At 71.6% G+C, this 21,493-nt stretch carries 19 protein-coding genes; all 19 read right to left on the reverse strand.

What is annotated here, in order from left to right:
- Positions 1–2: 2 nt before the first annotated feature.
- A complete protein-coding gene (atpA, locus tag IE106_RS00425; protein ID WP_189529204.1) occupies positions 3–1,601 on the reverse strand; it encodes a F0F1 ATP synthase subunit alpha in 1,599 nt (532 codons plus the stop codon).
- A 138-nt stretch (positions 1,602–1,739) separates the two neighbouring features.
- Positions 1,740–2,555 carry a F0F1 ATP synthase subunit delta gene (locus IE106_RS00430; protein WP_189529205.1) on the reverse strand — a complete coding sequence of 272 codons (816 nt, stop codon included), beginning with the start codon at positions 2,553–2,555 and terminating at the stop codon, positions 1,740–1,742.
- Complete coding sequence (locus tag IE106_RS00435; protein WP_189529206.1) at positions 2,552–3,097, reverse strand: F0F1 ATP synthase subunit B; 546 nt, start codon at positions 3,095–3,097, stop codon at positions 2,552–2,554. The genes IE106_RS00430 and IE106_RS00435 overlap by 4 nt, the downstream gene beginning before the upstream one ends.
- Before the next feature lie 42 nt (positions 3,098–3,139).
- A complete protein-coding gene (atpE, locus tag IE106_RS00440) occupies positions 3,140–3,382 on the reverse strand; it encodes an ATP synthase F0 subunit C (RefSeq protein ID WP_058943722.1) in 243 nt (80 codons plus the stop codon).
- A 76-nt stretch (positions 3,383–3,458) separates the two neighbouring features.
- Complete coding sequence (gene atpB / locus IE106_RS00445; RefSeq protein ID WP_189529207.1) at positions 3,459–4,268, reverse strand: F0F1 ATP synthase subunit A; 810 nt, start codon at positions 4,266–4,268, stop codon at positions 3,459–3,461.
- 225 nt (positions 4,269–4,493) lie between these two features.
- Positions 4,494–4,931: a Cg1360 family ATP-synthase-associated protein gene (locus tag IE106_RS00450; protein ID WP_189529208.1), complete on the reverse strand. Its 438-nt coding sequence runs from the start codon at positions 4,929–4,931 to the stop codon at positions 4,494–4,496.
- 261 nt (positions 4,932–5,192) lie between these two features.
- Positions 5,193–6,551 (reverse strand): MraY family glycosyltransferase, encoded by a 1,359-nt coding sequence (locus IE106_RS00455; RefSeq protein WP_189529209.1) that lies wholly within the window; start codon positions 6,549–6,551, stop codon positions 5,193–5,195.
- Between the two features lie 108 nt (positions 6,552–6,659).
- Positions 6,660–7,928 (reverse strand): serine hydroxymethyltransferase, encoded by a 1,269-nt coding sequence (gene glyA, locus IE106_RS00460; protein WP_189529210.1) that lies wholly within the window; start codon positions 7,926–7,928, stop codon positions 6,660–6,662.
- 83 nt (positions 7,929–8,011) lie between these two features.
- Positions 8,012–8,650: an arsenate reductase/protein-tyrosine-phosphatase family protein gene (locus IE106_RS00465; protein WP_189529211.1), complete on the reverse strand. Its 639-nt coding sequence runs from the start codon at positions 8,648–8,650 to the stop codon at positions 8,012–8,014.
- Positions 8,647–9,294, reverse strand: coding sequence for an L-threonylcarbamoyladenylate synthase (locus IE106_RS00470; RefSeq protein ID WP_189529212.1), 648 nt, complete (start codon positions 9,292–9,294; stop codon positions 8,647–8,649). The genes IE106_RS00465 and IE106_RS00470 overlap by 4 nt, the downstream gene beginning before the upstream one ends.
- A gap of 226 nt (positions 9,295–9,520) precedes the next feature.
- Positions 9,521–10,402: a peptide chain release factor N(5)-glutamine methyltransferase gene (gene prmC / locus IE106_RS00475; RefSeq protein WP_189529213.1), complete on the reverse strand. Its 882-nt coding sequence runs from the start codon at positions 10,400–10,402 to the stop codon at positions 9,521–9,523.
- A gap of 54 nt (positions 10,403–10,456) precedes the next feature.
- Positions 10,457–11,533 (reverse strand): peptide chain release factor 1, encoded by a 1,077-nt coding sequence (gene prfA, locus IE106_RS00480; RefSeq protein WP_189529214.1) that lies wholly within the window; start codon positions 11,531–11,533, stop codon positions 10,457–10,459.
- Between the two features lie 132 nt (positions 11,534–11,665).
- Positions 11,666–11,887 carry a 50S ribosomal protein L31 gene (rpmE, locus tag IE106_RS00485; protein WP_010474371.1) on the reverse strand — a complete coding sequence of 74 codons (222 nt, stop codon included), beginning with the start codon at positions 11,885–11,887 and terminating at the stop codon, positions 11,666–11,668.
- 136 nt (positions 11,888–12,023) lie between these two features.
- Positions 12,024–13,106: an LCP family protein gene (locus IE106_RS00490; protein WP_189529215.1), complete on the reverse strand. Its 1,083-nt coding sequence runs from the start codon at positions 13,104–13,106 to the stop codon at positions 12,024–12,026.
- Between the two features lie 228 nt (positions 13,107–13,334).
- Positions 13,335–15,107, reverse strand: a complete 1,773-nt coding sequence (locus IE106_RS00495; protein ID WP_229839899.1) for a trypsin-like serine protease — start codon at positions 15,105–15,107, stop codon at positions 13,335–13,337.
- A 242-nt stretch (positions 15,108–15,349) separates the two neighbouring features.
- Positions 15,350–17,422 (reverse strand): transcription termination factor Rho, encoded by a 2,073-nt coding sequence (gene rho, locus IE106_RS00500; protein ID WP_189529216.1) that lies wholly within the window; start codon positions 17,420–17,422, stop codon positions 15,350–15,352.
- Between the two features lie 425 nt (positions 17,423–17,847).
- On the reverse strand, positions 17,848–18,765 hold the full coding sequence (thrB, locus tag IE106_RS00505) for a homoserine kinase (protein WP_189529217.1): 918 nt from the start codon (positions 18,763–18,765) through the stop codon (positions 17,848–17,850).
- A 319-nt stretch (positions 18,766–19,084) separates the two neighbouring features.
- Complete coding sequence (gene thrC, locus IE106_RS00510; protein WP_189529218.1) at positions 19,085–20,155, reverse strand: threonine synthase; 1,071 nt, start codon at positions 20,153–20,155, stop codon at positions 19,085–19,087.
- Between the two features lie 7 nt (positions 20,156–20,162).
- The gene (locus tag IE106_RS00515) at positions 20,163–21,452 is read right to left on the reverse strand and encodes a homoserine dehydrogenase (RefSeq protein WP_189529895.1); all 1,290 of its coding nucleotides are present in this window, start codon (positions 21,450–21,452) and stop codon (positions 20,163–20,165) included.
- Positions 21,453–21,493: the final 41 nt, after the last annotated feature.

The following is a 21,493-nucleotide window of genomic DNA, read 5'->3' on the forward strand; positions in this document are numbered from 1 at the left end:
CGTCACTTGGAGACGTTGACGGTGGCCGGGGCGTCCTCGCCGAGCAGCTTGCCGTCGAAGGTCTCGAACTGCTTCTTGAAGTCGACGATGCACTCCGCGACCTTGTCCAAGGTCTCGTCGGACATCTTGCCGCCCTCGCGGATCGAGGTCATGAGCGACTTGTGCTCGCGGTGCAGGAAGTCCAGCAGCTCCGACTCGAAGCGGCGGATGTCCTGGACCGGGACGTCGTCCATCTTGCCGGTGGTGCCGGCCCAGACGGAGACGACCTGGTTCTCGGTCGCCATCGGCTGGTACTGCGGCTGCTTCAGCAGTTCGACCATGCGCTTGCCGCGCTCCAGGGCGGACTTCGACGCGGCGTCCAGGTCGGAACCGAAGGCGGCGAACGCCTCCAGCTCACGGAACTGGGCCAGGTCGACACGAAGCCGGCCGGAGACCTGCTTCATGGCCTTGTGCTGGGCCGAGCCACCGACTCGCGACACGGAGATACCGACGTTCAGGGCCGGGCGCTGACCGGCGTTGAACAGGTCGGACTCCAGGAAGCACTGGCCGTCGGTGATGGAGATGACGTTGGTCGGGATGAACGCCGAGACGTCGTTGGCCTTGGTCTCGACGATCGGGAGACCGGTCATCGAACCGGCGCCCATCTCGTCGGAGAGCTTGGCGCAGCGCTCCAGCAGGCGGGAGTGCAGGTAGAAGACGTCACCCGGGTAGGCCTCGCGGCCCGGCGGGCGGCGCAGCAGCAGCGACACGGCGCGGTAGGCGTCGGCCTGCTTCGACAGGTCGTCGAAGACGATGAGGACGTGCTTGCCCTCGTACATCCACTGCTGACCGATGGCGGAGCCGGTGTAGGGCGCCAGGTACTTGAAGCCGGCCGGGTCGGACGCCGGGGCGGCGACGATGGTCGTGTACTCCAGGGCACCGGCCTCCTCCAGCGCGCCGCGGACGGACGCGATGGTGGAGCCCTTCTGGCCGATGGCGACGTAGATGCAGCGGACCTGCTTCTTCGGGTCGCCGGTGCGCCAGTTGTCACGCTGGTTGATGATCGTGTCGACGGCCAGAGCGGTCTTGCCGGTCTGGCGGTCGCCGATGATCAGCTGACGCTGACCACGGCCGATCGGGGTCATCGCGTCGACGGCCTTGTAGCCCGTCTCCATCGGCTCGTGCACCGACTTGCGCTGCATGACCGTGGGGGCCTGCAGCTCGAGGGCGCGGCGGCCGGACGTCTCGATCTCGCCGAGGCCGTCGATCGGGTTGCCGAGCGGGTCGACGACGCGACCCAGGTAGCCCTCGCCGACGGCGACGGACAGGACCTCGCCGGTGCGCTGGACCGACTGGCCCTCCTCGATGCCGCTGAACTCACCGAGGACAATGGCACCGATCTCGCGCTCCTCGAGGTTGAGGGCGAGGCCGAGGGTGCCGTCCTCGAACTTCAGCAGTTCGTTGGCCATGGTCGAGGGCAGCCCCTCGACCTTCGCGATGCCGTCGCCGGCAAGGCTGACCGTACCGACCTCCTCGCGCGAGGCCGCGTCCGGCTTGTACGACTGGACAAAGTTCTCCAGCGCGTCCCGGATCTCCTCCGGCCGGATCGTGAGCTCCGCCATCTGGGTTCCCTGCTCTCCTTGTTGGGCCCGAAGTCTCTTTGGGGGATCTGGGGGCTCCCCCCAGAACTTCTGCATCCTGTGCACGGCCCAACCGGGCCGTAGGTAACGCTTGTTGGGTTTGGTGACCTGGTCCGCGGGTCAGCCGGCCAGTCGCCGCGACGCCTCGTCGAGGCGGGAGGCGACCGTGCCGTTGACGACCTCGTCGCCGATCCGCACCGTGATCCCGCCGAGGACCGTGGGGTCCACGTCGAGGTTGAGGTGCATGTTCCGGCCGTACATCTTCGCCAGCACCGCGCCGAGGCGCGCCTTCTGCTGGTCGGTGAGCGGTACCGCCGACGTGACGACCGCGACCATCCGGTCCCGGCGCGCCGCGGCGAGCTTGGACAGGGACTCGAGTCCCCCCTCCAGGCTACGTCCCCGCGGCTGGGTGACCAGGCGGACGACCAGCCGCTCGGTCGCCGCGTTGGCCCGGCCGCCGAGGAGGCTGCGCAGCAGCCCGCCCTTGGCGGTGGCCGTGGCGGCCCGGTCGGTCAGCGCGGCCCGCAGCTCGGGGCTGGAGGTCACGATCCGGCCGAACCGGAACAGCTCGTCCTCGACGTCGTCGAGCGCGCCGGCCTTCTGGGCCGCGGTGAGGTCCGCGGTGTCCGCCAGCGTCTCGACCGCGTCGACCAGGTCGCGCGACTGGGACCAGCGGGAGCGGACCATGCCGGAGACCAGGTCGACGGTCTCGCCGCCCACCTGACCGCTCAGCAGTCGCGTGGCCAGGTCGGCCTTGGCCTCACCGGCCTGCGCCGGGTCGGTGAGGACCCGACGCAGCGACACCTCGCGGTCGAGCAGCGCGGTGACGGCGGCCAGCTCGTCGGCGAGCTTCGCCGCGTCGACCGACGTGTGGTCGGTCAGCGCGTCGAGACGCTCGCGCGCGGCAGCCAGTGCCTCGCGGCTCGCTCCGTTCATCGGGCGGCCTCGGCCTTCTCCTCGAGCTCGTCGAGGAAGCGGTCGATGGTGCGGCTCTGGCGGGCGACGTCCTCGAGGGACTCGCCGACCAGCTTGCCGGCCAGGTCGGTGGCGAGCTTGCCGACGTCCTGACGCAGAGCGGCGGCGGCCGCCTTGCGGTCGGCCTCGATCTGCGCGTGGCCGGCGGCGACGATCTCCTCGCGCTGACGCTGGCCTTCCGCCTTCATCTCGGCGATGATCGCGGCGCCCTGCTCCTGTGCCTCCTGGCGCAGACGCGCGGCCTCGTGGCGGGCCTCGGCGAGCTGAGCCTTGTACTGCTCAAGCACACTCTGGGCCTCGATCTGGGCCGACTCGGCCTTCTCGATCCCGCCCTCGATGGCCTCACGGCGCTCGTCCAGAACCTTGTTGATGTTCGGGAGGAGCTTCTTGGCGAGGAAGCCGAAGACGATGGCGAAGGCGATCAGGCCGATGACGAGCTCGTCGAGATGCGGCAGAAGAGGGTTCTGAGGCTCCTCCGCTGCTGCAAGGAACAGAGCGTTCACATCAGTGCCTTCCGTGAAAGGGGTCTGGGCAGTCGGTCCGGCTTACTTGTAGACGAAGCCCATGACGATGCCGATGAGGGCGAGCGCCTCACAGAAGGCGAAACCCATGATCTGGTTGGTACGGATCAGACCGGCGGCCTCGGGCTGGCGGGCGAGGGCCTGGGTGCCGTTACCGAAGATGATGCCGACGCCGACGCCGGGGCCGATGGCGGCCAGGCCGTAGCCGATGGCGGAGACGTTTCCGGAGACAGCGTTCTCGGCGGCGAGCTGCTGGAGAGCGGACATGCCGGTTCTTCCTTCTCTTTCAGTGATCCGGTGGGGGTTGGCCACCGGATGGCTGGGGGTTTGGCGGCGGACGGGCTCAGTGGTGCTCGGAGAGCGCGCCCTGGATGTAGCTGGAGGCCAGGAGCACGAAGACGTACGCCTGGACGGCCTGGATGAAGAGCTCGAAGGCGGTCATCACGAGGACCATGACGAACGAGGCGCCGGCGTAGACGAAGCCCAGGCCGTTCATCAGGTACCAGGTGGCCAGCGAGAACATGACGATCAGCAGGTGGCCGGCGAACATGTTCGCGAACAGTCGCACCGCGTGGGTGAAGGGCCGGATGATCAGGTTCGAGAAGAACTCGAGCAGCATGATCAGCGGCAGGATCGCGCCGAGGGACTTGTCGTAGCCGAGGATGTTCTTCCAGCCACCGGCGAAGCCGTGCTTCTTGAAGGTGAGGCCCACCCAGAGCACGTACACCATCAGGGCGAGACCGGCCGGGAAGGCGATCAGCGAGGTGACCGGGAACTGCGCGAGCGGGATGATGGACCAGAGGTTCATGATCCACACGAAGAAGAACAGCGACACCATCAGCGGGACGTACTTCTCGCCGTCCTTCTTGCCGATGATCTCGTAGACGATGCCGCGGCGGACGAAGTCGTACCCGGCCTCACCGATCATCTGCACCTTGCCGGGCACCAGCTTCGGCTTGGCGAAGGCGGCCCAGAAGAAGCCGATGACGGCGAGGGAGCTCAGCAGGGCGAGCAGCATCGGCTTGGTGAACTCGAAGCCGCCGACCGTGGCGATGGGCTCGTACAGGAAGGTGTGCAGGCCCGGCGCCGGGAAGCCACACGGTGTGAAGATGTGGCAATCGGGGTCGAAGGCAAGCGTCTGGTCAGCACTCACCGCGGGCTCCTTCAGCGTGGCGCATAGGTACGGCAACCTCGTTGTGTCGGCGCGGCACGCAGCCGCGGTTCGGCACTGGACTGGTCTTACGGATAAGGGGGCGGCGGCTAGGCGTCGAGCGTCGCGCTGGGACAGGCGTCAGCTCGGATGGCCGCGCCCGCAGTGCCGCATGTGGCATCGGACGATAGCAGCATCTCGAACGGCCCTTTATCCCGGCCCTACCTCTCACGCCGCGGACCCGGTCTTCGCGGCGTGACCGCCGTTGTCCGACGCCGGGTCGACGTAGAGGATCTTCGCCTTCATGTAGTGACGCGCCTGCGCGGTGACCCAGACGATCGTGGCTGCGAGCAGCGTGAAACCGAAGGCCTTGAAGTCGAACAGCGTGGTGTTCTTCAGCAGCGACATGACGACGAAGAGCAACAGCAGCTGCGCCGTGTAGAGCATCAGGCCCATGGCCTGGAACAGGTGCGGCAGCGACTTCGCCGTGCGCTGGAGGACCACCATGCCGAGTCCCATGAAGAGCACCACCAGCACCGCGCCCAGGACCGCTCCGACCACTCCCTTTCCGCCGGCCGCCACACCGCTGACCACGGCGCCGACGGCACCGGTCGCGAGAGTGGGCACGGCGGCGTGCAGGAGGGAGCGGGCGTCGTTGGACGGCATGGCGGCATCTCCGCTTGCTGGTGGGGGCAGTGGTGTCGTCATGGACGAGCGTAGGCCCGGGCCGAGTCAGATCTCGGCGCCAACGGGCCGTCGCACTACGGCCCTTCGGCACTGTCGCCGGGTCTCGTGAACGGTATCACAAACTATTTGAAGAGGTCTTTACCCGAAGGTGTGCCAACTGTCACACATGAGAAGGAAGCCGCGCGTGTGTGCACGACAAACCGAGGCTTTACCTGGTAAAGCCCCGGCGTTATCCCTCCGTCAACTCGGCGTTCCCGCCTTCCGCCGTTCGGGAAGGTGCGAACGGGCTCCGATGGCGGTCGCGCCGTTGACTCCCGCCGGAACGCGCGGCCGCTCCCCCGCCTCCCCGGCCTGCGCGGCGGCCGCCCCCTCCGGCCCGGTACCGGCCCCGGCGGCCGCCAGGGCCTCCTCCGCGGCCTGCGGGGCGACCTTCCGGCGCCGGTAGCGGGGCGGCACGAACGACTCCGCCCAGCGCGGCGCACGCGGCTGGAAGCGGGGCAGGAGCAGCAGCACCAGGCCCACCGCGCTCAGCGCCACGATCGGCAGCATGATCCACATGGACGCGGAGTGAACCGAGTACGTCAGGGTGCCGAACGCGATCAGCGCCGACCAGAAATACATGATCCACACGGCGCGGCTGTGCGAGTGGCCGATCTCCAGCAGCCGGTGGTGCAGGTGGCCGCGGTCGGCGGCGAACGGCGACTGGCCGTTCCAGGTGCGCCGCACGATGGCCAGCACCAGGTCGGCCATGGGGATCGCGATGATCGTCAGCGGCAGCAGCAGCGGGATGAAGACCGGCAGCGCGGCGTGCGTCGCCTGACGCGTCGAGCCCTCGAAGATCTTCAGTGTGTCGAGGTCGACCTGCCCCGTGATGGAGATTGCCGACGCGGCGAGCACCAGGCCGATCAGCATCGAGCCCGAGTCGCCCATGAAGATCCGCGCCGGGTGCATGTTGTGCGGCAGGAAGCCCAGGCACATGCCCATCAGCACGGCGGCGAACAGCGTCGCCGGCGCGGCCGCCTCGATGCCGTACCCGAACCAGAGCCGGTACGCGTACAGGAAGAACGCGGCGGAGGCGATGCACACCATGCCGGCGGCGAGGCCGTCGAGGCCGTCGACGAAGTTCACGGCGTTGATGGTGAGGACGACCAGCGCGACGGTCAGCAGCGTGCCCTGCCACTGGGTGAGGCCGACCATGCCGACGCCGGGGATCGGCAGCCACAGGATCGTCAGGCCCTGCATGACCATGACGCCCGCCGCGATCATCTGCCCGCCCAGCTTGATCAGGGCGTCGATCTCGAACTTGTCGTCGAGGACGCCGATCAGCCAGATCAGGGCGGCGCCGGAGAGCAGCGCGCGCGGCTCGTTGGAGAGCGCGAAGACGCTGTTGAGGCGGTCCAGGTGGTCCGCGACGAGCAGGCCCGCGCACAGCCCGAAGAACATCGCGATGCCGCCGAGCCGGGGCGTCGGCTCGCGGTGCACGTCGCGCGCACGGATCTCGGGCATCGCGCCGGCCGCGATGGCGAACTTCCGCACCGGCCCGGTGAGCAGATAGGTCACCGCGGCCGTGATGCAGAGCGTCAGCAGGTAATCACGCACGGGCTGCCCCACAGGAATCGCTGGCCATCTCAGCCCCACACCCTAGTCGCGCCGCTCCCCTGGTGTGGGACACCCCGGAGCGTCGCACGGTTCCACCGAAAGGTGCTTCTACCCCCGATACGGGGGAAACCGCCCGGCCAGCGCGCGTGCCTCGGCGCGTACGGAGGCCGTTTCCGCGTCCGTGCCGAGGGCCGCGGCGAACAGCCGCGCGACGTGTTCCATCTCCGCGGCGCCCATGCCCTGGGTGGTCACCGCGGCCGTGCCGAAGCGGATGCCGCGGCCGTCCCCGTGCGGCAGGGCGCAGGTGTCCACGACCAGCCCGGCGGCCGCCAGGCGGGCGCGTGCGGCGCGGCCGTCGACGCCGAGGGGGGCCGGGTCGGCGGTGATCAGGTGGGTGTCCGTGCCGCCGGTCGTCACCGCGAAGCCCAGCGCGGCCAGCCGCGCGGCGAGGAGGCGAGCGTTCGCCACGACCCGGTGGGCGTACTCCCGGAACCCCGGCGTCGCGGCCTCCCCGAAGGCGACGGCCTTGGCGGCGACGGTGTGCATCTGGGCGCCGCCCTGCGTGAACGGGAACACCGCCCGGTCGACCCGCTCCGCCAGATCCGCCCCGCACAGCACCATGCCGCCCCGCGGCCCCCGCAGCACCTTGTGCGTCGTGGCGCAGACCACGTCCGCGTAGGGGACGGGGTTGGGCGCCGCTCCCCCGGCGACCAGGCCGATCGGGTGCGCCGCGTCGACGATCAGGGCCGCCCCCGCCTCGTCCGCGATGTCGCGGAACTCGGCGTAGTCGAGGTGCCGGGGGTACGAGACGGAACCGCACACGATCGCCTTCGGCCGGTGCCGGCGGGCCAGGGCGCGCACCTGGTGGTGGTCGACGAGCCCGCTCTCCGCGTCGACGCCGTACGGGACGAAGTCGAACCAGCGCCCCGAGAAGTTCGCCGGCGACCCGTGCGTGAGGTGGCCCCCGTGGGCGAGCCCCATGGCCAGGACGGTGTCCCCGGGGCGCAGCAGCGCCGCGTACGCCGCCAGCACGGCGGAGGAGCCCGAGTGGGCCTGCACGTTCGCGTGCTCGGCGCCGAACAGGGCGCACGCCCGCTCCACGGCGAGCCGCTCGGCCGCGTCCGCGTACTCGCAGCCGCCGTGGTGGCGGCGGCCCGGGTAGCCCTCGGCGTACTTGTTGGCGAGCCGCGAACCGAGCGCGGCGAGCACGGCGGGCGACGTGAAGTTCTCCGCGGCGATCAGCTGGAGGCCGTCCTCCTGCCGCCGCGCCTCCCCGTCCAGCACGTCGGCGATCTCGGGGTCCTGCCGGCGCAGCGCGTCGGCGTCCGGTCCGTAGGCGCCGGCCGGCGCCTCCTCGGCTCCAGCGATGAGGGGCATCAGTGGCTCCAGGCGCTCCAGGCGTGGGCGGGTCCCCCGGTCCCCTCCACTGTAGGCCCGGGCCCCGCGGCCCGCCCGGCGGCTCAGCGGTGCTCGGGGATCCCCGTCAGGGCGGTCACCACCGGCTCCAGGGCCTGGTTGATCTCGTCGCCCACCGAGCGGAAGAACGTGATGGGCGCGCCGTACGGGTCGTTCACCTCGTCCGCCTCGGCGCTCGGCGCCAGCAGCCAGCCCCGCAGCGCGGCCGCCGCCTGCACCAGCGCGTGCGCCCGGGCCACCACGCCGTCGGCCTCCGGGTCGGGCAGCGTCGTCGGGTCTATCGCCCGTACCAGCCGGGTGAACTCCTTCAGGGTGAAGGTGCGCAGGCCCGCGCTGTGGCCCATCGAGATGACCTGGGCGCGGTGGTCACGGGTGGCCGTGAGCACCAGGTCGGCGCGGATGACGTGCTCGTCGATCAGCTCCCGGCCGACGAACCCGCTCGCGTCCGCGCCGAAGTCCGCGAGGACCGTCTCGGCGTTCGCCTCCATCGGTGCGCCCTCGTGCCCCCACGTGCCGGCGCTCTCCACGATCAGGCCGCAGCCGGTCGGGTCGCCGATGCGGTCGTGCAGGGCGTGGCGGGTCAGCCGCTCGGTGATGGGCGAGCGGCAGACGTTGCCGGTGCTGACGTGGAGGATGCGGAACGTGCTCGCCGTGCCTATGCCACGCCCCTCAGGGGCGGTCAATTGGCCACCTCGAGGTCGGGTACGACCTTGCGCAGCTCGTCCGCGGAGAGCGCGCCCGCGCGCAGCAGCACCGGCACGTCCCGCGTGACGTCGACGATCGAGGACGGCACGATGCCCGGGGTCGGGCCGCCGTCCAGGTACACCGACACGGAGTCGCCGAGCATGCCCTGCGCGGCGTCGCAGTCCTCCGGCGCCGGGTGTCCCGTCAGGTTGGCGGAGGACACCGCCATCGGGCCGACGTCGGTGAGCAGCTCGATCGCCACCGGGTGCAGCGGCATGCGGATCGCGACCGTGCCGCGGGTGTCGCCCAGGTCCCACTGGAGGGACGGCTGGTGCTTGGCGACGAGCGTGAGCGCGCCCGGCCAGAACGCGTCGACGAGCTCCCACGCCTGCTCGGAGAAGTCCGTGACCAGGCCGTGCAGGGTGTTCGGCGAGCCGATGAGGACGGGGGTGGGCATGTTGCGGCCGCGGCCCTTGGCGTCCAGCAGGTCGGCGACGGCCTCCGGGCTGAAGGCGTCCGCGCCGATGCCGTAGACGGTGTCCGTCGGCAGCACGACGAGCTCGCCGCGGCGGACGGCGGACGCGGCCTCACGCAGGCCCGTCGAGCGGTCGGTCGCGTCGTTGCAGTCGTATCGCCGTGCCATCAGCGGGCCCTCCCAGTTTCGGTCACTCGGTTCAGCTCCGGGGCGCTCGGGGCCCCGCCGACGGCCGACCGTGCGCGGTCGCCCGTCCCTCGCGCATTCCGCGCGCTCTTCCGCGCGGTGGCGCGCCCGTTCGGGTCACTCGCTCCGGGTGCCCCGCGGAGCGTCCGCGGGCAGCCGCGGGTGTCCGGTCCCGCCGTCGGCGCCGGCCCGGTCGGGGACGCCGGTGTCATGGCGTCGCCTTGCGGGCCGTCGCGAAGCGGGGCCGGTTGTTCAGGTCGGGGTGGTCGGCGGCGTCCGTCCAGCCGGCCTCCTCGTTGAAGATCCAGGGCACCTGGCCGCCCTGCGTGTCGGCGTGCTCGACGACGACGAGGCCCCCGGGGCGCAGCAGCCGGTGCGCGGTGCGCTCGATGCCGCGGATCACGTCGAGGCCGTCCTCGCCGGAGAACAGCGCCATGTCGGGGTCGTGGTCGCGCGCCTCGGGCGCCACGTACTCCCACTCGGTGAGCGGGATGTACGGCGGGTTGGAGATGACCAGGTCGACCTGGCCGTCCAGCTCCGGGAGGGCCGACAGGGCGTCGCCGTGGTGGACGGCGACCCTGGTCCCCTCGGCGTTGCGGCGGGTCCACTCCAGGGCGTCCTCGGACAGCTCCACGGCGTGCACGCGGGAGCGCGGCACCTCCTGGGCCATGGCGAGGGCGATCGCGCCGGAACCGGAGCACAGGTCGACGATCAGCGGCTCGACGACGTCCATGGCCCGTACGGCGTCTATCGCCCATCCGACGACCGACTCGGTCTCCGGGCGCGGCACGAAGACGCCGGGGCCCACCTGGAGCTCCAGGTAGCGGAAGAACGCCCGGCCGGTGATGTGCTGGAGCGGCTCGCGGGCCTCCCGGCGCGCCACGGCCTCCCAGTAGCGGGCGTCGAAGTCGCCGTCCTCGACGCGGTGCAGTTCGCCGCGCTTCACGTTGTGGACGAACGCGGCGAGCTCCTCCGCGTCGAAACGCGGCGACGGCACGCCGGCGTCGGCCAGGCGCTGGGTGGCCTGGGCGACTTCCGACAGCAGCAGGCTGCGGGGGCTCGGGGTTCTCCCCCCGAAATTCTGCTGCACGCTGGTCCTCCGGGCTGCTGGGTCGTACGAGGGTGTGGGATTACGGGAACGGGCTCACGCGGCGGAGAGCTTCGCGGCCGCGTCGGCGTCGACGCACGCCTGGATCACGGCGTCCAGCTCCCCGTCGAGCACCTGGTCCAGGTTGTAGGCCTTGAAGCCGACGCGGTGGTCCGAGATGCGGTTCTCGGGGTAGTTGTACGTGCGGATCTTCTCCGACCGGTCGACCGTGCGGACCTGGCTGCGGCGGGCGTCCGCGGCGTTCCGCTCGGCCTCCTCCTGGGCGATCGCGAGGAGCCGGGAGCGCAGGATGCGCAGGGCCTGCTCCTTGTTCTGGAGCTGGCTCTTCTCGTTCTGGCAGGAGGCGACGACACCGGTCGGCAGGTGCGTGATGCGGACGGCCGAGTCGGTGGTGTTGACGGACTGGCCGCCGGGGCCGGAGGAGCGGTAGACGTCGATGCGCAGATCGTTGGGGTTGATCTCGACCTCGACCTCCTCGGCCTCGGGCGTGACGAGGACGCCGGCGGCGGAGGTGTGGATGCGGCCCTGCGACTCGGTGGCGGGCACGCGCTGCACGCGGTGCACCCCGCCCTCGTACTTCAGCCGCGCCCAGACGCCCTGGCCGGGCTCGGTCGCGCCGTTGCCGCCCTTGGTCTTCACGGCGACCTGGACGTCCTTGTAGCCGCCCAGCTCGGACTCGGTGGCGTCGATGATCTCGGTCTTCCAGCCGACGCGCTCGGCGTACCGCAGGTACATCCGCAGGAGGTCGCCGGCGAAGAGGGCGGACTCGTCGCCGCCCGCGCCCGCCTTGATCTCCAGGATGACGTCCTTGTCGTCGCTCGGGTCGCGCGGGACAAGCAGCAGCCGCAGCTTGTCGGTGAGCTCCTCGCGGCGCTTCTCCAGCTCCTTGACCTCGACGATGAAGTCGGGGTCGTCGGCGGCGAACTCGCGGGCGGTCTCGATGTCGTCACCGGTCTGCTTCCAGGAGCGGTACGTGGCGACGATCGGGGTCAGCTCGGCGTAGCGCTTGTTGAGCCTGCGCGCGTTGGCCTGGTCGGCGTGGACCGAAGGGTCGGCGAGCTTCTTCTCGAGGTCGGCGTGCTCGCCGACCAGTTCCTCGACCGCCTCGAACATCGGGGGCTCCTGGAGTGGGGTGTAGATGAGGGGCTGCGGGCGACGGGACGGTCCGGGGGGAGACCCGGACCCCCGACCAAAAAGCCGGCCCCGGCCGTCCGAGGGACGACCGGAGACCGGCGGTACGGCTCTCTACTTCTTGGAGCCGGCAGCCTTGCCGAAGCGGGCCTCGAAGCGGGCCACGCGGCCACCGGTGTCGAGGATCTTCTGCTTGCCCGTGTAGAACGGGTGGCACTCGGAGCAGACCTCGGCACGGATGGCGCCGCCGTCGATCGTGCTACGGGTGGTGAACGACGCACCGCAGGTGCAGCTGACCTGGGTCTCGACGTACTCGGGGTGGATGTCGCGCTTCAAGGTGTCTCCTAGTTTCGGGAGGGCTCCGGGTCGCCGCCGCGGGATGCGGGTGCGTGAACCGGGGCCGACGTACCAGTCTGCCAGGACCGGCCGTATCTCCCAAAACCGGGGTGGGGCCGCGGGTATTCCGCCCCCCTCAGCGGATCACGCCGGCGGCCTGCCCGGTGGCGGTGTCCCGGGTGGCGGAGGCGGGGACGGGCAGGTCCTGGCGCAGGGCCTGCCACACCTGCTGGGCCTGGGCCTCCACGGGGACGACGCGGTTGGGGTCGGTCTCGTCGTACCGGACCGGCATGGTGATCATCTGGACGTCGTCGGCGCCGAGGCCGGACAGGCCGCCGGCGAAGTCGGCGAGCTCCTTGACGCTGTCCAGCTCGGAGTCCGGGGTGATCGTCTTGGTGGCGGCGTCGGCCAGGCCCCAGAGCCGCTGCGGGCTGGTGAAGACGCCGACCCGCTTGACCTGGTCGATCAGCGCCTTGACGAAGGACTGCTGGAGCTGGATGCGGCCGAGGTCGCTCTGGTCGCCGACGCCCTTGCGGGTGCGGACGAGGCCGAGGGCCTGCTCGCCGTCGAGGGTGTGGGTGCCGGCGGCGAGGTCGAGGTGGCTGCTCTCGTCCTCGATGGCCCGCGTGGTGGTCACCCGGACGCCGCCCAGCTCGTCGATGAGCTTCTTGAAGCCGGTGAAGTCGACCTCGATGTAGTGGTCCATGCGGATGCCGGACATCTGCTCGACGGTCTTCACGGCGCAGGCGGGGCCGCCGACCTCGTACGCGGTGTTGAACATGGCGCGGTACGCGGCGGGCTCGCTGCCGCCGTCGCGGCGGGCGCACTCGGGGCGGGTGACCAGCGTGTCGCGCGGGACGGAGACGACGCTCGCCTTCTCGCGGCCCTCGTAGAGGTGGACGATCATCGCGGTGTCGGAGCGGGCGACGCCCTCGTCGCGGCCGTACGCGCGGTTGGCGCCGGAGCGGGAGTCGGAGCCCAGGACGAGGATGTCGAGGGAGCCGTCGTCGATGTTCCGCGGGCGGTCGTCGCCGAGCTGGGTGTTGATGTCGACGCTCTCGATGTTGGCGTCGAGCTTCACGTAGGCGAGGCCCAGTCCGCCCGCGCCGAGGACGGCCAGGGCCGCGACCGACCAGACCACGACGGCCAGGCCGCGCCTGGCGGCCGGTCTGCCGTTCCCGCGCCCGGCGGGTATGCCGCCCGTGTCCTGCTCGCCCATGGTCTCCTCGATCCCCTCGACCCGTGTACTCCCCCGGGTTCCTCAACGGCACCCGGTCAGACGGCGGACCCCGGCAAAGGGTTGCACGGGGTTCCGCGTGCCCCGGGGAACGCCGGTGCCCGCCGTGCGGGGCACGGCGGGCACAGGGGGGTGCTTCCCGCGGGTCACGGCCGCCCGGTGGCCCGTACGGGGCCGGGGCGGCCGTGCCGCGGACGGATCTCCGCTCGCTCAGCCGAAGAGGTTGAACGCGTTCCAGCCGGAGCCGATCTTGACGCGGGGGACGAACGGCGCCGTCGAGGAGCTGCGGCCCTGGTAGAGCCACATCACACCGGCGGAGTCACGGGCCAGCAGGTCGGCCTTGCCGTCGCCGCTGACGTCGCCGGTGGCGGCGTACGCGGTGAAGTTCCAGCCGCTGGTGCCGGCCAGGACCCGGTTGGTGAACGTCGCCGTGGCGGTGCCGCGGCCCGGGTACACCCACAGGCGGCCCGACGTGTCGCGGGCCAGCATGTCGGCCTTGCCGTCACCGGTGTAGTCGCCCTTGCCGGTGATGGTCATGACGCCCCAGCCCGAGCCGACGCTCACGCGGGCGCCGAAGGTGCCGTTGCCGCGGCCCGGGTACAGCCACAGGTAGCCGTTGTTGTCCTGCGCGAGCAGGTCGGGCAGCGCGTCGCCGGACATGTCGCCGGGGACGAGGATGTTCTTCATCGCGCCCCAGCCGGAGCCGACGGTGGACTCGACGAAGCCGTCCTCGCCGTTCCAGTGGAACCGCTTCAGGACACCGCCGGTCGTGCGGTACAGGTAGTCCTGGAAGCCGTCCCGGTCGAGGTCGGCCTGGCGGACCAGGTTGTAGCCGCTCCAGTCGCCCAGGGAGACCCGGCCGCCCAGCGAGGTGCCGCGGGAGTAGTACTCCCACGCCTCGCCGGCCGACGTGCGCGCGAAGAGGTCCGCGCGGCCGTCGAAGTCGAGGTCGCTGTCGTCGATCCGCGCGTTGACCTGGCCGACGTACGTGCTGGTCTTCGCGTAGACGCTGTACGCGCCCTTCTCGACGCAGTCCTGGACTCCCCACGACACGACGCCGGCGATGCGGCCGCCCACGACGAGCGGGCCGCCGGAGTCGCCGTTGCACGGGGAGACCGTGCCGGCGTCCTGGCCGGTGGCGGGGTTGCCGGCGCAGGCCATCTGGCCCGCGACGAACTCGCCGCCGTAGTAGGACGAGCAGGTGGAGTCGGCCCGCATCGGGACGACGGCCTTCTTCAGCGTCTGCGAGCCGTCGTCCGAGGTGGAGCTGGTGCGGCCCCAGCCGTAGACCGTGGCGGAGGTGCCGTCCCGGTACGACGCGGTGTCGCCGCTCTGCGTGAGCTGGAGCGACTTGTACGGCAGCGCCTCGAACAGGGTGAGGACGGCGACGTCGCCGCCCGTGATCGTGGCGTCGTCGTACGTCGGGCTGATCCACTGGCGGTCCACGCCCACGACGCGCCCGCCGTGCAGGTCCACGTCGGTCGGCATCCGGTCGGTGCCGGCGACGACCGCGCCGTTCGCCGCCCAGTCCAGTCCGTACACGCAGTGCGCGGCGGTGAGGACCTTGTTCGGGGCGACCAGGGAGCCGCCGCAGAAGTAGCCCTCGTCGTCCGCCGCGTCGTCGGTGCCCTTGTCGTCGTAGTAGTGCAGCTGCACCATCCACGGCGCTTCGGTGATCGGGGCCGCCGTGCCGCCGATGATGTACGACTCCTTGGCGCCGGAGCCCGTGGTCTCACCGGCCTCCCGCTCCCGCGCCGGGGCGGTGTCGGCCTCACCGTCGTTGACGTCGGCGACCGAGCCCTTGACGCGGTCCAGCAGGTCGGCCTTGGACGGGGCCTGGACCTTCCCGGCGTTCTGCTTGGCCGGGGCCGGCGCCACGTCGGCCGCCTGGGCGGGTGCGGCGCCGAGTATCGCACCGCTCAGGGCGAGCGCGGCGGCGGCCGCGGGGAGGGCGGTGCGTGCCCTCCACTGGGCAGATGTCACTCAGAACTCCTCTCGGTGTGTGAGCGGGGAGGAGTCCGGCCACCGGGCATCGGGTGGGGCGAAGACGCACGGCCCACACAACGGCGCGGAGCCGCCCGGTGCTTCAGGGCACGGCTCCGCCAACTCAGTGGGCGTATTCGCTGATACGTTCCCCCCCACTACGACGCGCTGATCGTACAACGCGGAACCGCCCCCCGGTCACCGAGGTGAGCGGGGGGCGGTCCGGTACCGCTGAGACGACGTCAGTCGTTGTTGCCGGAGGACGGCGTCGTCTTCTGGATCTGGAGCAGGAACTCGGCGTTCGACTTGGTCTGCTTCATCTTGTCGAGCAGCAGCTCGATCGCCTGCTGCTGGTCGAGCGCGTGCAGCACCCGGCGCAGCTTCCAGACGATGGCGAGCTCCTCGCTGCCGAGCAGGATCTCCTCCTTGCGGGTGCCGGACGCGTCGACGTCCACCGCGGGGAAGATGCGCTTGTCGGCGAGCTTCCGGTCGAGCTTGAGCTCCATGTTGCCGGTGCCCTTGAACTCCTCGAAGATCACCTCGTCCATGCGCGAGCCGGTGTCGACCAGCGCGGTGGCGAGGATGGTCAGCGAGCCGCCGTCCTCGATGTTCCGCGCGGCGCCGAAGAAGCGCTTCGGCGGGTACAGCGCGGTCGAGTCGACACCACCGGACAGGATGCGGCCGGAGGCGGGCGCCGCGAGGTTGTACGCGCGGCCCAGGCGGGTGATCGAGTCGAGCAGGACGACCACGTCGTGACCCAGCTCCACGAGGCGCTTGGCGCGCTCGATGGCCAGCTCGGCGACGGTGGTGTGGTCCTCGGCGGGGCGGTCGAAGGTCGAGGAGATGACCTCGCCCTTCACCGACCGCTGCATGTCGGTGACCTCTTCCGGACGCTCGTCGACGAGGACGACCATCAGGTGGCACTCGGGGTTGTTGTGGGTGATCGCGTTGGCGATCGCCTGCATGATCATGGTCTTGCCGGTCTTCGGCGGGGCCACGATCAGACCGCGCTGGCCCTTGCCGATCGGCGACACGAGGTCGATGATCCGCGTGGTCAGCACACCCGGGTCGGTCTCCAGACGGAGCCGGTCCTGCGGGTAGAGCGGGGTCAGCTTGTTGAACTCCGGGCGGCCGCGGCCGGAGTCGGCGGCCATGCCGTTCGCGGAGTCCAGGCGGACCAGCGCGTTGAACTTCTCGCGGCGCTCGCCCTCCTTCGGCTGGCGCACGGCACCGGTGACGTGGTCGCCCTTGCGCAGGCCGTTCTTGCGGACCTGGGCGAGGGAGACGTACACGTCGTTCGGGCCGGGCAGGTAGCCCGAGGTGCGGATGAACGCGTAGTTGTCGAGGATGTCCAGGATGCCCGCGACGGGGATCAGGACGTCGTCCTCGGAGACCTGCGGCTCACCGGCGAAGTCCTCGCGGCCACGACGGCCGCGGCGGTCGCGGTAGCGCCCGCGGCGGCCGCGGCGGCCGCCCTCGAAGTCGTCGTCGTCCTGCGGGCCGACCTGGCTCTGCGGGGCGCCCTGGCGCTGCTGGCGCTGGCCGCCGCCCTGCTGGTCGTCGCCCTTGCCGCGGTCGCGGCGGTCCCGCTGGCGGTCGCCCCGGTCACCGCGGTCGCCCCGGTCCCGGTCGCGGTCGCGGCGGTCTCGGCGGTCGCGACGGCCGGCTTCGGCGGTCTCGGCGGCGGACTCGGCCGTACGGGCGTCCTGGCCCTCGGGGCGGACCTCCGTGCGGACGTCGGTACGGGCCTCGGCGCGGCCCTCGGCCTCGGCGGCGGGGCTGCCGGCCGGGGAGGTGGCGCGGCGGCGGCGGCGCTCGCCGGCGGCCTCGTCGCCCTGGTCCAGCGACGTGGCGAGCTTCGGCGACGGCTGGCCGGGGATCTCGATCTGCTGCTGGGCGACGGCCTTCTCGCCCCGCGCGGCCCCGTCGGCCTTCTCCGCCTTCGCGGAACCGGCCGCCTCCGCGGCGTCGGCGGCCTTGCCGCCGGTCTCCTCGCCCGTACGGGTGCGGGAGGTGGTGCGGCGCTTGGGCTTGGCCTCTGCGGTGCCGGACTCGGCGTTCTTCGGCGCGGCCGCGCCGCCGCCCGCCTGCGCTTCCTTGATGACCTCGATCAGCTGGCTCTTGCGCATGCGCGCGGTGCCCCTGATGCCGAGGCCGGACGCGACCTGCTGCAGCTCGGCCAGGACCATGCCCTCGAGGCCGGTGCCGGAGCGGCGGCGCCGTGAGGTGGTGCCAGTGGCAGCACCTGCGGCGGGCGCGGTGGTGTCGACAGTCTTGTCGGCAGTCACGCCCATCAGATCGGTGGTGTCGCTCACGAAGGGTCCTTCCCTGGAGCGGACGTCGGCCTTCTGGCTCGGCGACCGGTTGTGCTGTCCGGCCTCGGCCCTGTTGTGGGGGCCGTGCCGGGGCGGTGGTTCCGCCGGGATTACGGCGGCAGAGGAAATAACGTGCGTGGGTCCGGCCCGAGGCCCCCTGCTCGGCCCTCTCCTGGGAAAAGCGAGGGGAGACGCGCGCCGGTTCCGGAGCGTGCTCGAAACTGCTCAGGCAGGCTGCTCAGGCAGTTTGGGAGGCTCCCGGAAGAAAGGTGGTCCCTGACGGGGACACGCAGCACCGCGCCACAAAGACGTCGGGTGCAGACTTGAGGTTAACACTACCGGCTCCAACAAACATTCCCCCTCTCACACACCGGCAATCCGTGTATCCGGCGACCCGCGCCACGGCGGGACCCGGCCCGGTGGGATCACGGTGCGAGCGGCAGCACGCTCGCACCGGCGACGTCGAGGGCGAGCCGGTTGGCCGCCCAGCCCTCTCCCGCCAGCAGCGCGACCTTGTCCGCCGCGCCGTCCTCGGCCAGGGCGAGCACCGTGGGGCCCGCGCCGGAGATGACCGCGGGGATGCCGTCCGCCCGCAGCCGGTTCACAAGGGCGATGCTCTCCGGCATCGCGGGGGCCCGGTACTCCTGGTGGAGCCGGTCCTCGGTGGCGGCCAGCAGCAGCTCGGGGCGCCTGGTCAGGGCCTCGACGAGCAGCGCGGCACGGCCGGCGTTGGCGGCGGCGTCCACATGGGGGACGGCGCGGGGCAGCAGGCCGCGAGCCGTCTCGGTGAGGACGGGGTTCGCGGGGACGAAAACCACCGGAACGATGGAATCCTCGGGGTCCATCCTGATCGCGCGGGCCGCTCCGCCCTCGGTCCAGGCCACGGTGAAGCCGCCGAGCAGGCAGGCGGCGACGTTGTCGGGGTGGCCCTCGATCTCGGTGGCGAGCTCCAGCAGCGCGGCGTCGTCGAGCCGGTTGTCGCCGCCTATCGTCACGGCGCGGGCGGCGACGATGCCCGCGCAGATGGCGGCGGAGGAGGAGCCGAGGCCGCGGCCGTGCGGGATGCGGTTGGCGCAGACGACCTCGAGGCCGCGGGGCTGTCCGCCGAGCAGGTCGAACGCGGTGCGCAGGGAGCGTACGAGGAGGTGGCTCTCGTCGCGCGGGAGCGTGTCGGCGCCCTCGCCGGCGATGTCGACGTGCAGCCCGGAGTCGGCGACCCGGACGACGACGTCGTCGTACAGTCCCAGCGCCAGGCCGAGGGCGTCGAAGCCCGGGCCGAGGTTGGCGCTGGTGGCGGGGACGCGCACCCGTACGGCGGCGGCGCGGAAAGCGGGACCGGCCATCGCTCGTTGACTCTCCTTGATCTGGACCTGCGGGGGTGACCTGCGGGGTGGGGACGGGCGGGGGGACTGCGAGGGTTTCCGTCAGGCGTACGAGGACCCGGGGCCGTTTCGGCGGTCACCAACGGCGTCGTCACCCGCGGCATATGCGGCGGGATGGGTTCGGTACAGCCTATCGAAGGAAGGTTCCACCGCGACATAGGGCGCACAGGAGGCGCACGATGCGTGTCGCGTGCCCGCCCGTGCTCCTCGGACGGCGGCGGGTCGCCGCCCGCGGGCCCGGCCGGACGGGCGGGCCCGCGGGGTGGTGGCGCCGGAGGGGTCAGGCCAGGCCGAGGCGCTCGGCCGCGGCGACGGCGTCGACCGGGACGGTGACGGGCTGCGGGGCTCCGGCGACCGCCCAGTCGGGGTCCTTGAGGCCGTTGCCGGTGACCGTGCAGACGATGGTCTGGCCCGGGTCGACCTTGCCGTGCTCGGCGGCCTTCAGCAGGCCGGCGACGGACGCGGCGGACGCGGGCTCGACGAAGACGCCCTCCCGGGCGGCCAACAGGCGGTAGGCGCGCAGGATCTCACGGTCCGTCACCTCGTCGATGGAGCCGCCGGACTCGTCGCGCGCGGCGAGCGCGTAGCTCCAGGAGGCCGGGTTGCCGATGCGGATCGCGGTGGCGATGGTCGACGGGTCCTTGACGACCTCGCCGCGGACGATCGGCGCGGAGCCGGACGCCTGGAAGCCCCACATGCGCGGGGTGCGCGAGGCGATGCCGTCCTTGGCGTACTCGGTGTACCCCTTCCAGTACGCGGTGATGTTGCCGGCGTTGCCGACGGGCAGCACGTGGATGTCGGGGGCGTCGCCGAGCATGTCGACGATCTCGAACGCGGCGGTCTTCTGGCCCTCGATGCGCACCGGGTTGACGGAGTTGACCAGCGCGACCGGGTAGTTGTCGGAGAGCGCGCGGGCCAGCGTCAGGCAGTCGTCGAAGTTGCCGTCGACCTGCAGGATCTTCGCGCCGTGGACCAGCGCCTGGCCCATCTTGCCCAGCGCGATCTTGCCCTGCGGGACGAGGACGGCGGAGACCATGCCGGCGCGCACCGCGTAGGCGGCGGCGGAGGCCGAGGTGTTGCCGGTGGAGGCGCAGATGACCGCCTTGGCGCCCTCCTCCTTGGCCCGCGTGATGGCCATGGTCATGCCGCGGTCCTTGAACGACCCGGTGGGGTTGGCGCCCTCGACCTTCAGGTGCACCTCGCACCCGGTGAGTTCGGAGAGGACCTGGGCCGGGACGAGCGGCGTACCACCCTCACGGAGCGTGACGACCGGCGTCGTGTCCGTGACCGGAAGGCGGTCCCGGTACTCCTCGATGATGCCGCGCCACTGGTGGGTGCCCTTGCTGGTCATGGGTCCTCTACTCCCCTTCAACACGCATGATGCTGGCGACACCGCGCACGGTGTCGAGCTTGCGCAGCGCCGCGACCGTCCCGCCCAGGGCGGCGTCGGGCGCGCGGTGGGTGACGACGACGAGGCTGGCCTCCCCGTCCTTGCCCTGCTGGCGGACGGTGTCGATCGACACGCCGTGCTCGGCGAAGACCGTCGCCACCTGGGCGAGCACACCCGGCTTGTCGGCCACGTCGAGACTGATGTGGTACCGCGTGACGACCTCGCCCATGGAGCTCACGGGCAGCTGGGTGTACGCGGAGTCGCCGGGGCCCGTCGCGTCGTTGAGGCGGTTGCGGCAGACGGCGACCAGGTCGCCGAGCACGGCGGACGCGGTCGGCGAACCGCCGGCGCCCGGACCGTAGAACATGAGCTGCCCGGCCGCCTCGGACTCGACGAACACGGCGTTGTAGGCGCCGCGCACGGAGGCCAGCGGGTGGCTGAGCGGGATCATCGCGGGGTGCACCCGCGCGGTGACGGACTCGCCGTCGGCGGCCCGCTCACAGATCGCGAGCAGCTTGATGGTGCACCCCATCCGCTTGGCGGAGGCGAAGTCGGCGGCGGTGACCTCGGTCATCCCCTCGCGGTACACGTCGTCGAGGCGCACCCGCGTGTGGAAGGCGATGCCGGCGAGGATGGCGGCCTTGGCGGCAGCGTCGAAGCCCTCCACGTCGGCGGTCGGGTCGGCCTCCGCGTACCCGAGGGCGGTGGCCTCGTCGAGCGCCTCCGAGTAGCCGGCGCCGGACGTGTCCATCTTGTCGAGGATGAAGTTCGTCGTGCCGTTGACGATGCCGAGGACGCGGTTGACCTTGTCGCCGGCGAGGGACTCGCGCAGCGGCCGGATCAGCGGGATCGCGCCCGCGACGGCCGCCTCGTAGTAGAGGTCCCGGCCGTGCTCCTCGGCGGCGGCGTGCAGCGCCGCGCCGTCCTGGGCGAGGAGCGCCTTGTTCGCGGAGACGACGGACGCGCCCTGCTCGAAGGCGGTGGTGATCAGGGTGCGGGCGGGCTCGACCCCTCCGATGACCTCGACGACCACGTCGATGTCGCCGCGTTTGACGAGCGCCATGGCGTCGGTGGTGATCAGCTCGGGGTCGATGCCCTCGCGGACCTTGGAGGGCCGGCGGACGGCCACGCCGGCGAGCTCGACCGGGGCGCCGATGCGCGCGGCGAGGTCGTCGGCGTGCGTCGTCATGATGCGCGCCACCTCTGAGCCGACCACTCCACAGCCCAGCAGCGCCACCTTCAGCGGACGCGTACGCATCATCCGACCTCGTTTCCTGTCCTTCTGCGTATTTCTACGGT

The sequence above is a fragment of the Streptomyces roseolilacinus genome (assembly GCF_014649335.1).
GTDB lineage: Bacteria > Actinomycetota > Actinomycetes > Streptomycetales > Streptomycetaceae > Streptomyces > Streptomyces roseolilacinus.